10 protein-coding genes are annotated in these 12381 nt (G+C 44.9%); 3 read left to right on the top strand and 7 right to left on the bottom strand.

Annotation, left to right across the window (positions count from 1 at the left end):
* Positions 1-14: 14 nt before the first annotated feature.
* The 3 genes from BK026_RS07140 to BK026_RS07150 form a co-directional block, all read right to left on the bottom strand.
* Positions 15-377: a HopJ type III effector protein gene (locus tag BK026_RS07140; RefSeq protein WP_071815229.1), complete on the bottom strand. Its 363-nt coding sequence runs from the start codon at positions 375-377 to the stop codon at positions 15-17.
* Positions 378-585: 208 nt separating this feature from the next.
* Positions 586-2628 (bottom strand): NADPH-dependent 2,4-dienoyl-CoA reductase, encoded by a 2043-nt coding sequence (locus tag BK026_RS07145; protein ID WP_071815230.1) that lies wholly within the window; start codon positions 2626-2628, stop codon positions 586-588.
* A 213-nt stretch (positions 2629-2841) separates the two neighbouring features.
* On the bottom strand, positions 2842-3681 hold the full coding sequence (locus tag BK026_RS07150; RefSeq protein WP_071815231.1) for a crotonase/enoyl-CoA hydratase family protein: 840 nt from the start codon (positions 3679-3681) through the stop codon (positions 2842-2844).
* A 138-nt stretch (positions 3682-3819) separates the two neighbouring features.
* On the opposite strand from BK026_RS07150, the gene BK026_RS07155 reads away from it, so the two are divergent.
* Positions 3820-4419 carry a TetR/AcrR family transcriptional regulator gene (locus BK026_RS07155; RefSeq protein WP_071815232.1) on the top strand — a complete coding sequence of 200 codons (600 nt, stop codon included), beginning with the start codon at positions 3820-3822 and terminating at the stop codon, positions 4417-4419.
* A 149-nt stretch (positions 4420-4568) separates the two neighbouring features.
* On the opposite strand, the gene BK026_RS07160 is transcribed toward BK026_RS07155, so the two are convergent.
* On the bottom strand, positions 4569-6221 hold the full coding sequence (locus BK026_RS07160) for a GMC family oxidoreductase (protein ID WP_071815233.1): 1653 nt from the start codon (positions 6219-6221) through the stop codon (positions 4569-4571).
* 235 nt (positions 6222-6456) lie between these two features.
* On the opposite strand from BK026_RS07160, the gene BK026_RS07165 reads away from it, so the two are divergent.
* A complete protein-coding gene (locus BK026_RS07165) occupies positions 6457-7179 on the top strand; it encodes a DUF1439 domain-containing protein (protein ID WP_071817541.1) in 723 nt (240 codons plus the stop codon).
* Between the two features lie 72 nt (positions 7180-7251).
* Here BK026_RS07165 and BK026_RS07170 read toward each other — a convergent pair whose 3' ends face one another.
* Genes BK026_RS07170 through BK026_RS07180 form a run of 3 tightly spaced genes read right to left on the bottom strand, consistent with a single transcriptional unit; the run spans position 7252 to position 10598 of the window.
* A complete protein-coding gene (locus tag BK026_RS07170; protein ID WP_071815234.1) occupies positions 7252-8691 on the bottom strand; it encodes a wax ester/triacylglycerol synthase domain-containing protein in 1440 nt (479 codons plus the stop codon).
* A gap of 10 nt (positions 8692-8701) precedes the next feature.
* Positions 8702-9367 (bottom strand): TetR/AcrR family transcriptional regulator, encoded by a 666-nt coding sequence (locus BK026_RS07175; protein ID WP_071815235.1) that lies wholly within the window; start codon positions 9365-9367, stop codon positions 8702-8704.
* A gap of 22 nt (positions 9368-9389) precedes the next feature.
* Positions 9390-10598 (bottom strand): DUF445 domain-containing protein, encoded by a 1209-nt coding sequence (locus BK026_RS07180; RefSeq protein ID WP_071815236.1) that lies wholly within the window; start codon positions 10596-10598, stop codon positions 9390-9392.
* Positions 10599-10885: 287 nt separating this feature from the next.
* On the opposite strand from BK026_RS07180, the gene BK026_RS07185 reads away from it, so the two are divergent.
* The gene (locus BK026_RS07185) at positions 10886-12346 is read left to right on the top strand and encodes a DUF3336 domain-containing protein (protein ID WP_071815237.1); all 1461 of its coding nucleotides are present in this window, start codon (positions 10886-10888) and stop codon (positions 12344-12346) included.
* Positions 12347-12381 lie beyond the last annotated feature (35 nt).

Genomic DNA, 12381 nt, shown 5'->3' on the forward strand with positions numbered 1-12381 from the left:
CTTAGACGCAAAAATTAGATAGCGTGAGTTAGTACTAAAGGAAACGTCTCAAATGCCACGCCTTCATGCCCCGTTTTCATAAAGTTGCGAATATTGGCGTGATCGTCGCCGTTAGGGTTATGAAGTACGTCTTCGCGATAAAAACGTCCAAATAAGGCCAGCGTTTGCGCTTGATTGAGATTTAAGTGCTGACCCAGTGCAAGTAGCTTGCACGAGCCGTTGTTCTGGTTTGCTTCATTTGACACATCACCATTGGTAAAAGCAGTGGGCGTGAAAGTAAATGCGCTATCAATAAGCGCAATAACGTCGTTAAATTCGATAGTATCTGGGGAATTAGTAACTGCTTGAACTAAGTCTTGGGTGTTGCTGTATGCCATGTTTATCTCGAAAAAAAGAAAACGATAATAGCAGGTCTACGCTACCATCACAGACCGAAAAAGGTCAGGTTTCGGTAGTTTCATAAAAAATAGCAGCTTTCGGCTGCTAGATAAAATAACCCCCTCCGAAAAAGAGGGGTTTATAATGAAGCTGAAGCACCTATTGATAAGGTGCTTATATTTCTAACCGCACGTTTGCGCTAGGTAATTAAACCGCTGCGCACACCCGCGTGCCCTGGTCGATGGCACGTTTTGCATCTAGCTCTAGTGCTTCGTCTGCACCACCAATTAAGTGGTAAGGCATGTTTAAGCCTTCCACGATATCTCGCATAGGCTCTTGGCCTGCACAAATGATGATGTTATCTACTGGCAATACTTGGCTGTTACCGTCAACGGTAATATGTAGCCCTTCGTCATCAATTTTATCGTAGCTTACCCCTGGGATCATGGTAACGCCTTTGGCTAGAAGGCCTACTCTGTGCGCCCACCCCGTTGTTTTGCCTAAACCCGCACCAACTTTGGTTGTTTTGCGCTGCAGTAAGAAGATTTCTCTTGGCGATGGTTCTGGCTGCGGCTTAACGCCTTCAATACCAGCCCGGGCCGAGAAGGTCATATCAATGCCCCACTCTTTCATAAATGCAGGAATATCTTGGCTTGGCGTTTCTTTACCATGCGACAAGTACTCAGCGGTATCAAAACCAATTCCACCAGCGCCGATAATGGCTACCTTATTGCCAACGGGTTTCTTATCTTTCAATACTTCGATATAGGTCAGCACTTTTTCGTGCTCAATGCCTTCAATCGCTGGCGTGCGCGGCTTGATGCCCGTCGCAATCATCACTTCATCGAACCCTTCATCGTTTAGCGCAGCCGCATCAACGTAAGTATTCAATTTGAGGGTAATATTTTTATGAAGCTCAATCTGGCGCTTAAAATAACGCAGCGTTTCGTAGAACTCTTCTTTGCCCGGAACTTGTTTGGCAATATTAAATTGCCCGCCAATTTCACTAGACGCGTCATAAATCACAACGTCGTGACCGCGCTCGGCCGAGGTCACCGCCGCTGCTAATCCGGCAGGGCCTGCACCTACCACTGCAATACGCTTTTTGGTTTCTGCTGGTTTTACGTTAATTTCAAGCTCGTGGCACGCACGAGGGTTTACCAAACAGCTGGTCATTTTTCCGTTGAATACATGGTCAAGGCAGGCCTGGTTACAGCCAATACAGGTATTAATTTCATCGGCTTTATTTTGCTGCGCTTTGCGAACAAAGTCAGGATCGGCCAAGAACGGACGTGCCATAGACACCATGTCAGCATCGCCGCGAGACAACACTTCTTCAGCAACTTCAGGCGTGTTGATACGGTTCGATGTGATCACTGGAATTGAAAGCGCCTCTCGGAATTTAGCGGTAACCCACGTAAATGCCGCACGCGGTACTTTAGTGGCAATGGTTGGGATACGGGCTTCGTGCCAACCGATGCCGGTATTAATGATAGTTGCACCGGCTTTTTCAATTTCTTTACCAAGCTGCACGACCTCTTCGTAAGTAGAGCCACCTTCCACAAGGTCTAGCATTGATAAGCGATAAATAATGATGAAGTTCTTACCTACCGCCTCGCGCACGCGGCGTACCACTTCAATTGGCAAGCGTATACGGTTTTCGTATTCACCGCCCCATTCATCATCGCGGTGATTAGTGCGCTTTGCAATAAACTGATTAAGGAAATAGCCTTCAGACCCCATTATTTCAACGCCATCGTACCCCGCGCGCTGAGCCTGGGTAGCGGCAGTAATAAAGTCTTTAATTTGCTTTTCTATTTCGTCAGCTTCAAGTGCCTTTGGCTTAAACGGATTAATCGGCGCTTGAACCGCAGAAGGTGCAACAAGCTTAGGGCTATACGCATAGCGCCCCGTGTGCAGTATTTGCATACAGATTTTGCCACCCGCGATGTGCACCGCGTCAGTCACTTCTTTGTGGTTTTTAACTGCTTCATCTGTATCTAAACGAAACGTTGACGGATGAGTAGCACCCTCTTCATTTGGCCCGATACCACCTGTAACGATGAGCCCTACGCCGCCTCTGGCACGTTCGCCGTAGAATGCTGCCATACGTTTGTGGCCGTCGGGTAATTCTTCTAAGCCCGTATGCATAGAGCCCATGAGCACGCGGTTTTTAAGGGTAGTAAAGCCTAAATCTAACGGGCGAAATAAATGTGGGTAAACGGGATGATCGGTAACGGTCTGATTCATGATACATTCCTGAAAGTCGTTTTGGCTTGGTCAAAAGCCGTTAAAAAGCCTGTTTAAATATTTTCATTTGATGCGTTTCTACGTTAGAAGCGCTTTTTATTTACGTATTTCTATAATTCATACAACGAAAGTCGTGTAGCGCGCGAGCCTTGGCGTATCTTCGCTCATCATTAAGCCACTAACTGCAAGGAAAGCGCGATTGCATGCATAAACCTACGAATTCATTTTCTTAATCGCTGGATGCAACGGCGGATAATCCGGCAGCGTTTTGGTTTTCTGTGCTTCCATAGCTTTAAACACATCCTCCATTTGGAACATGCCCGCTTGCCATGTGGCCATATAGGTTAAGCTTTCTGCTACCGTGTGTTCTACCGCGTAGTTAATCATAGTCTTGGTACCCGAAACCGCTAGCGGCGAATTCATTGCAATTTGCTGCGCTATTTTCATTACCGCGTCAAGCATGGAACTCTGATCATCGAATACCTGATTTACAAAGCCAAGTTGCTGCGCTTCTGCGGCACCAAAGTTGCGTCCGGTGTAAGCCAACTCTTTCACAATGCCAATAGGGATCAGTTTTGGAAGGCGCTGAAGTGTGCCTACGTCCGCCGTCATACCTAATTGTGTTTCTTTTATGGTGAAAAAAGCATCTTGGGTGCAATAGCGCATGTCACATGCACTTAGCAAATCTACCGCCCCGCCAATTGCCCCGCCCTGTACGGCGCCGAGAACCGGCATACGAGCCTGCTCAATAGCGGTAAAGCTATCTTGAAGCAACATCACCATACGGCGCATGCGCTCTGCCCTGCGCGATGGGTCGCCCTTAAAGTCTTCTTTCATATTAAGGAATACCGATAAATCCATACCGGCCGAGAAATGTTTACCCGTAGACGAAATAACAATGACGCGAGCATTACCTTCATCGTCTATTTCACGAATAGCCGCTGGCAGTTCAGTCCAGAACTCTGGGATCATGCTGTTCATTGCATCGGGGCGATTAAGTACAACGTGGGCAATGTAGCCCTCTTGTTTTACTTCTAATGTAGAGTACTTCATGGTTTGCGCTGTCTCCTTGGGCTGTTCCTGTTAACAAATTTGCAAACTAGACAGCGTCAAGATAAAAGGCTATGTTGACAGTGTCAAGATAAAACGTTATCTATTCGTCTCAATTTTGAAAATGGAAACAGTGGGTTTATGGCTAATGCAGTACAAAGCTACCATCACGGCGATTTGCGCAGTGCGCTGATAGAGGCGGCTACTGCCCGCTTGTCTGAACACGGCGTTGATAGTTTATCGCTTAGAAAGCTGGCAGAAGATGCCGGGGTGTCACGTACTGCGCCTTATCATCACTTCAAAGATAAAAGTGCTTTATTAAGCGCTATCGCAGCAAAAGGCTTTAGCGACTGGCATAGCGCAGCAAAACGCATTTTTGAGCAAGAAGATAAAACACCGCAGGTACGTTTTCGCGAATTTGTGCACGAATACATTGGCTACGCTGCCGACAACCCGGAGATGTATGAATTAATGTTTGGTCGCACTATTTGGCAAAATCAAGCGGCAACCAGTGACCTGAAAGACGTCGCGTTCCCTTGTTTTCAGTTTCAAGTAACCATGACACGCTACTGGCAAAATAAAGGGCTACTTCCAAACAATCAGGATGCACTTAGACTCGCACAGGTGACATGGGGCACGTTACACGGGATTGCACGATTGCTCATTGACGGGATATATGCAGACAACAGTCATATTGAAGAGATGTGTGACTGTGCAGCGGACTTATTTATGCAAAAATAGCCATGTGCAGCGTTGTTATTTCGTTTCTTAAGCACACTGAAATGCTTGTACTATCTCTTAATTGTTAACACTGCCTAGACCGTTTAACCGCCGTGCGCGAATAGAGAGCCAAGAGTGAGAAAATCCCTGCTCTTGGCTATTTTAAATAACTACGCCGATTCTGCTTGAGCTAGTGAAACCGGCTGCCCTTCGTGCGTGGCTTTAATAAACTCTGCAGCACGTTCAGCAATCATTACCGTTGGCGCATTGGTGTTACCGCCAATGAGGCTGGGCATCACCGAGGCATCTACTACCCTCAGACCCGCTATTCCTCTAACCCTCAATTGAGTATCGACCACCGCCATCTCATCGTCATCACTGCCCATTTTACAAGTACCAATCGGGTGATAGATGGTTTCGGCGCGCTCACGCAAAAATTCTAATATTTCTTCATCTGATTGCGCATCATCGCCGGGATATAGTTCACTGCCTTGGAACTTGCCAAAACCCGGCGCTGAAAGCAACTTACGAGCAATACGCACGCCTTCAATCATGACTTGCTGATCTTCCTTTGCGGATAAATAATTCGGATCGATCAGTGCTTGATCAGCCGGATGGTTGCTTTGCAGCGATATTGTGCCGCGACTTTTAGGATACAAGCAGCACACGTGTAGGCCATAACCATAGCCAAAGGCTAGCTGCCTGCCGTGATCGTTTAAAATTGCGGGTAGAAAGTGAAACTGGATATCAGGGCCTTGCGTCGCCAAACTTGAACTGACGAAACCACCCGCCTCTGCTACGTTGGACGAAAAAATGCCTTTGCGCTTGAACGCGTAGTCAGCGGTGGCTTTGACGTACGAAGGTAGAGCTCCAAACGCGACAGCATAACCCTCTCTGGCTTTACAGGTATATTGCACTATAGCGTCAAGGTGATCTTGTAAGTTTTGACCCACTCCAGGCAGGTCTTGCTGAACAAAAATTCCCTTTTCTTCTAGCTCTGCTCTAGGGCCAATACCCGATAACATCAAAAGCTGTGGTGAGTTAATAGCACCACCGCATAAAATAACTTCGCTTTTCGCGAAATAACGATTTACAGCGCCTTTCTCTCGTACTTGAACGCCAATAGCCTTGCCTTCCTTAAGCAACACTTTTTCAGCAGCAACTTTGGTTAACACTGTAAGGTTGTTACGATGTTTCGCTTGGCTCAAATATCCTTTAGCAGTGGAACAACGCTGCCCGTTTATTTGCGTAACATGGTAATAGCCTAACCCTTCTCTCTCATCGCGATTGAAGTCATCTAACTGGGTGTAACCGGCAAACGACGCCGAGTCAACAAACGCATCAGATAATGCACATGTGTGACGAAGCTTACTAACGTTCAATGGTCCACCAGTGCCATGGTATTCATCTGCACCTTGTTCAAAGTTCTCAGACCGCTTGAAATAAGGTAATACATCATCGAAAGACCAGCCTTCTGCTCCTTCTTCATTTGCCCATCTATCATAATCTTCTTTTTGGCCGCGTATATAGCACATTGCATTAACCGAGCTACTTCCACCTAGCGTTTTACCCCTTGGCCAAAAAAGCTCCCTATCGTACATTTCCTTTTGGGGCGCAGTGTGATAACCCCAACCGATCCCTTCAAATCGACTAAGCAGAGACAATCCAAATGGAATATGAATGAATGGATTCGTATCTTTCGAGCCAGCTTCCAATAGCAAAATATCTAACGCTGGGTTTTCAGACAGTCGGGTAGCCAATACAGCACCGGCAGAACCACCGCCAACGATAATATAATCATATTTACTTAAGCTATTACTCATTTCACTGATATCCTGAAAACACGCGCCTGTTGTTATTAGCGCTTCATGAAAGTGTTAAAAAAACGTTGTGGTATGACCAGATTAGCAAACAAGTGTACGCTATGAAAAGTGTTTCATATTAAGATTTAAAAAAACTAACATTACTGGTAACTTAGCGAAAACATGTCGCACAAATAGACAACCAGGCCATTTGTCTTCTAAAGCAGACCTTAAAGCCAAGAATAAGAGGCTACTTTTGTCAAAGCATCTTTCATTCAAAGACACGTGTAAATTCTACGTTGCCCAGTGGTTGGTGGCGTTAGGAAAGCTTACGCACGACGATTTTACAAAATCAGAGCTACATGTTTTTTTGAAAGATAGTTTCCCCTACGATTGTAAATTTAATATCCCTATCGGCGAAGGTTCACTTAGCATACTTGAAGGAAACATCACCTTAGACAACGAAAATAATCGAATCGGGCTTCAGTGCCTTGCAGCGATTAAAATTGAAGCAGCTGCAACAACCTTGTACCGAGCACATTTAATTTTTACTGTGTCTGCAGTGCCTCACTACGAAAAAATTACGAATACGCTCTCGCTCAAAGACATTAGCACCGACAGCGTTACTCTTGTCAACGACGACTATGCATTTATCAAAGATACGCAATTTATTATCAATCGCTTCTTCCCAAAAACTGTCAATTCCCTTATCAACAGCACGTTGAAGTCGGCACTTTCAGTGCTAAGTGCGGGTACCGCCGATATTGCTGCCGATTATCTAAAGCTCTACTTAACGGGCTCGAAGCAAGCAATTTTGGATTATCACATTCCTCAAATCGATTCAGCCATCAAAAAACAGCTGGCGCAACAAGACTTGAGCCACACAATGCGTGAAAATCACTGGCGCGAAGCCTTATTTGCAAAACTTGGAAAAAGCGTTCGCGTTGAAGACGATGTTCTCCGCTTCTACTTGCGTTAACTGCCGGGCCTATCTAGTTATGAAGTGCAGTATGTAAATCAATTGGCGCATACGAATATTCATACACGCCTGTTAATCATCAGACACTATTGACACAGGGACAGCCTCTATCTGCTCTCCAATATCGTCAATATTTAACCTCGGATCATCAACACTAGCTTCAAGCATATCAAATGCCTCGCTGACATATCGGGCAAGTGGCTGCAGTGACTCAATATTCTTGTTACAGCAAACCATACCAACATTCGCGGTACCTGCGTAGGTCATCAACGTTATGTTGACTCCTCCACCGGGCGTCATTGTTGAAATGGGGTAACACGCAAGTAACTTTGCATCTTTGAGGTACCTCGTATCTTTTGGCCCAGGAACATTTGATATAAGAATGTTTGCTATGGGTTTGACTACACTTGATAGCTTGAGCCACTCGAAAACCAAAGCTAGTGATTGGATAACAATAGTATAGCCACTGAACGCCGCTGGTCGAGCATGCTGGGCAGCATGTTTAACAATGCGGTGGTTAACTACAATTTGGCGCAAGCGCAAATAGGGGTCAGTCTCACCGTGGGCTAGCTGTACAGGCACGATTGCTATTTTATTACCTGTTGTTTTCTCGCCAGGCTTACGAAGATTAATAGGCATATTGGTAAATAGTGCCTTCTTAAACACCTGCCCATGATCTTGAAGCAGCTTATGTACCCCGATATCGAACGCACACAACAACACTTCATTGGCCGTTGAACGGGTGCGCCGGGCTAGCGCTTTCACTCGCGTAAAATCAAGATCCATTGTGGCTACTGCCCGCCCCGCCTTCACTTGTCCAGTAAGCACCGTCTTCGTCCCAGTAAATGGCACTGGCATGTAGTGGGGATTAACCCATAAAATTTTCATGAAAATTCGTAAAAAAATCACGAGCAAATCGAAAGCAGTTTTAAGCGCATAGCCAACGCCAAGAAGGCGCTTATAGAAACTTACAGGTTCTCGACGCCTGTGACGTAACCGTTTAACCGCCCATACCGGTGTGAATTTTGTTTCGTGTGAGTGAGAGACATACCCTGCTTGGAACCAACGCACTAAAGTCGCGCCGTCGCCATACATGTGGTGAACACGTGCATAGATAGCGAAAGTCTCACTATTATCGTCAAATATAAAATGGTATTGCCACAGGGGCTTGTCAGGATCTAAACGTGAGGCATGCAGCCTTGCCACAAATGCATCTAACGCCTCTCGGTTCGTAATATCGGCTACACGATGGATTTGCACATGATAATCCATGTGAAGTTTTTTTACTGGCGCAAACCCGACCGGATAGCCCAATATCGTTTTAACTGCGCAATTAAAGGGTGATGTAGCACGAGCAAAACTTCTTATTTCGTGAAATAACTGGGGAACATAATCACTGCTATTTGCACCTTTCGGTATGGCGAGTAGCTGCAAACAAGCCACGTGTTTTGGGTTTTCATCTGACTCGGTAATCCAAAAAGACTTATCTAAGAAACTGAGCGTTTTTGCCATTACGATTCCTTCACACGAAGTCGAGGGGGGATGGGGTTGAAGCTTCTCTCACAAAATCATGCGAGTGTAGCATCTGTTCTAGCTGGTACTTTTGGTCATCGGATAGTGCCAATCTCGGCATTACGCTTACCATCATAAGTGACAAGGCATGATAGCGCTGCATTGTGCTATCCGTATGGCTATTTAACTCATCAAACTGGCAAGACTGAGTAATTATTAAAGATACTAGGTCTACCATTAGTGCTCTATCTGCTTTTGAAGCAATAAAAATATCTCGGGTCGATAATGATTCAAATAGAAAAGCGAGTTGTTTGTTCAACCCAGATAATATGTGCTGTCTAGGGCGCACGATGCTGGGATACTTTTCCGCTAGGTCGGCGGGGCTTCGATAGAAAAAACGGAATACATGAATACTGTCAATAAGAAGATAGAGATAATATATAATTTCCTCAGGATGAAGCGTGTCCAACTTTTCTCGGTTCAGGATTTTTTGCATCTGCTGCTCATGCATTTTCATTAATGCGTTAACCAAACTGTCCTTGCCTTTGAAATGGTAGTAGAGGTTACCTGGACTTATATCCAACTCAATCGCGATATCGACACTGGTTACCGTATTCTCGCCATGTTCGTTAAACAAGGTTAACGCTGTAAGCAAAATTTTTTGTGCGGTCTTCATACCGAGCCTTGTTTATCTATATCTACATAAACACAAAATAAAGCTGAGCAAAACCAGCAGCCATGCCCAGAATAGCCCCTGTTACGATAAGCTTCCACTCATCCTGCTGATACGCAGGTCGCAACACACCTTCAAACTCTTCAACACTTAACGCTTGCATGCGTTCACTCAAATCCTGCCCGATATGCATTGCATTATTCGCATAGTCAAAGGCATAACGCAGATACTTATCGGAATTATCGAATATCTGTTGTACTGCCAGCGCCTTCATTTTGTGGTAGTTCTTTGACCCAACACCTAACGCGAAATAAGGTTGCGCTATCGCAACATAACGCTCGATCGCGTCGTTGACATGCAGTTCTATTAGTTCCAATAGTTGTGCCGAACCCGAACCGTGGAGGATGATATGCGTGATATTCTGCGGTGTAATAAGCTTCTTTTCTATAATTGCAGAGTACACCTCAGAGACTTCTTTCTGACGCTTGAGAAACATACCTTGAATGGTTATTGGGCCTAACTTTACTGGGCGTTTGGGCTCAAAAATAATCTTGATGGCTATCCAGTTAGTTGCGTAACCAACAAGCAATCCCCCTAGCGGCAATATCCACCATGCTTGATAGAAGTACCACAGCAGCATTGTCGGCAGACCAAATAGAAACCCAAAATAAAAGCCAGATCGCACAATAAATGGAAACTCTTTGCTACCTGCAGTAAGAAAAATTTCATTAACCAATTCAGGCGCGTTTACTAACTGTTCAACAACGAGCTCTTTTATATCGAGTATTTCCGATACATTATGTTGGAAGTCGTCGACCATCTTGCAAACGACGTTGGGTATATCATTCTCAATTCTCTGATAAACCAAGTCTTTACCTTGAACGGGTAACGCTGCCCAAAGTTGAGGAGCAGACTCCGCCATCACATTGTTAACAACCTTCCTGATAACTTGAGATAGACGCCGTTCAATTGCTTTGGAGAGCTCATTTGGGTCAAGTCGTTGCGCCAGCTCTTCTACACTTAATAACTTGCCTAATACAAGTTCAACCTCAATTTCAGCCATCTCCCGTCGTTTCGCGGGGATCAGTCCTTGCCAGCCAAAAATTGGCTTTACTCCCACAAATTCAATGGGATAAAACATCATCTTTACCGCAAGAAAATTCGTCAACCAGCCGACAACGGCACTGATCAATGGAATTGATAATAAGGTTAGCGTTTCAATGTTCCATTCCATACTGCAGGTAAGTGGTCCGATTTATTATTTTCTCTATCAGGCTACTTAGTGCTTAGTAAATGGTCAATGTAAAAATGAAATTTATGCTAATTGTTGATTGTAAAGCCCACAATAACTGACTAAAAACTAGAAAGAAGATTATGTTTTACTTCACCGGCAGTTTAGGTAGTAGATTCTAAAATTGCGGTTTAGAGTTAGACAATGTACGAAAAGCATTATCAGCCTAGCGCTCGTATTGATGTGATTTGAGTTCGCAATTTTTTGAAATTAATGAATAGGTAGTTGCCATGGCAGTATTCGACTTGCGATTGAAAAAGCTCGAACGTGATATCGAGCACGCAAAAACATACGATGAATACGAAGCAGCGTGCATTGCACACGATAACCTTTCTGGCGCCGATGAATGGAAAGCGCTAGATGAGAGCGAAGACTTCGACTACAAGTTAATTCGTAAACGTGTGCAGCGTCTTCAGCTGGCCAGAAGTAAAGGCGACATTCATGCCCTGATGTCTATCTTGCACGAAGGCTTACATGGCAATTTGGGAAACATAGCAAATCCGATATTGTTAACGCATTGCAAAATTGGCACTAAACATCTTATCGAACAATTTATCGATGAAGTCACTCACGCATTAGAGCAAATCGTCAATGCTGAGGAAAATGACGTAGACTTTTACGAAAAGTTGTCTTTTTTTGATGAAACAGCACATGCATTCGGTCGAAGTTGTTTAATGCTGTCAGGGGGAGCTGGCCTGGGCTTTTTCCACGCGGGCGTAGTTAAATCCCTAAATAGCAAAGACTTGCTCCCTTCTGTTGTGTCCGGCGCAAGTGCAGGCTCTATTATTGCGGGTATGCTCGGTACGCGAAACCGCAGCGAGCTCGTCGAGTCTCTGAGCGCTGAATTTATTTACGAAACCTTTAAACATTGGCGCAGTTTTGCGGGGCTCGGAAAAAAAGGCTTATTCGACAGCGCGGTACTCGAAAATGCGCTTATTGAACTTTTCGACCTAACTACATTTGAAGAGGCGTTTAAAAAAACCGGCAGACACATAACAATAACGGTGTCTCCTGCTGACTTGCATCAACATTCACGCCTGCTAAACGCAAAAACATCGCCAAATGCAATAATTACGCAAGCTGTGCGAGCATCATGTGCCGTTCCAGTTATTTTTAGTCCCGTTCAACTTAGAGCGAAAACCCCCTCGGGCGACATAGTGCCGTACATTCCAAACAGGCGGTTTGCCGATGGTTCGTTGATGGCTGATTTACCGTTTGAGCGCCTTGCAAGGTTATACGGTGTAAACCACAGCATAGTAAGTCAAACTAACCCTCTCGCTGTACCTTTTATATCGCCAAATCGTATAGATTCAAACTCTTTGTGGGACATTTCTACTCGACATTTGAGTCAGCTAGCGAAATCAAACAGCATTTTTGCGATTGACATGGTAGAACGTTTAACGGCAAACAAAAGCGCTAAACTGGCTATCCATAAGGTACGTTCAATCATTGATCAGCAATACGTTGGCAACATCAACATTTTACCTAAACGACAGTTGAGAAATCTTACGCAAGTACTTTCTAACCCTACACTTGAAAGTATCGAGCAACTCATTCGTAGTGGCGAGCGTGCGTCATGGCCCCAACTCCACGTTATCAAAAGAAATACCAAAATTAGTGAAAAGTTGCGCTATCATTTAGCACAACTAAAAAAACGAGAAGCCTTCGAGCTAGGACACCTTGTGCGGTAATTGCGTTCAAAGGATTGACACTTGGGCTTCTCGCG

Origin of the sequence: Alteromonas sp. V450 (genome assembly GCF_001885075.1) — a bacterium.
Lineage (GTDB): Bacteria > Pseudomonadota > Gammaproteobacteria > Enterobacterales > Alteromonadaceae > Alteromonas.

Bases quoted from the DNA above. Each gene is read 5' to 3' on its own strand.
- BK026_RS07140 (WP_071815229.1), bottom strand. From the start codon at position 377: ATGGCATACAGCAACACCCAAGACTTAGTTCAAGCAGTTACTAATTCC.
- BK026_RS07145 (WP_071815230.1), bottom strand. From the start codon at position 2,628: ATGAATCAGACCGTTACCGATCATCCCGTTTACCCACATTTATTTCGC.
- BK026_RS07150 (WP_071815231.1), bottom strand. From the start codon at position 3,681: ATGAAGTACTCTACATTAGAAGTAAAACAAGAGGGCTACATTGCCCAC.
- BK026_RS07155 (WP_071815232.1), top strand. From the start codon at position 3,820: ATGGCTAATGCAGTACAAAGCTACCATCACGGCGATTTGCGCAGTGCG.
- BK026_RS07160 (WP_071815233.1), bottom strand. From the start codon at position 6,221: ATGAGTAATAGCTTAAGTAAATATGATTATATTATCGTTGGCGGTGGT.
- BK026_RS07170 (WP_071815234.1), bottom strand. From the start codon at position 8,691: ATGGCAAAAACGCTCAGTTTCTTAGATAAGTCTTTTTGGATTACCGAG.
- BK026_RS07175 (WP_071815235.1), bottom strand. From the start codon at position 9,367: ATGAAGACCGCACAAAAAATTTTGCTTACAGCGTTAACCTTGTTTAAC.
- BK026_RS07180 (WP_071815236.1), bottom strand. From the start codon at position 10,598: ATGGAATGGAACATTGAAACGCTAACCTTATTATCAATTCCATTGATC.
- BK026_RS07185 (WP_071815237.1), top strand. From the start codon at position 10,886: ATGGCAGTATTCGACTTGCGATTGAAAAAGCTCGAACGTGATATCGAG.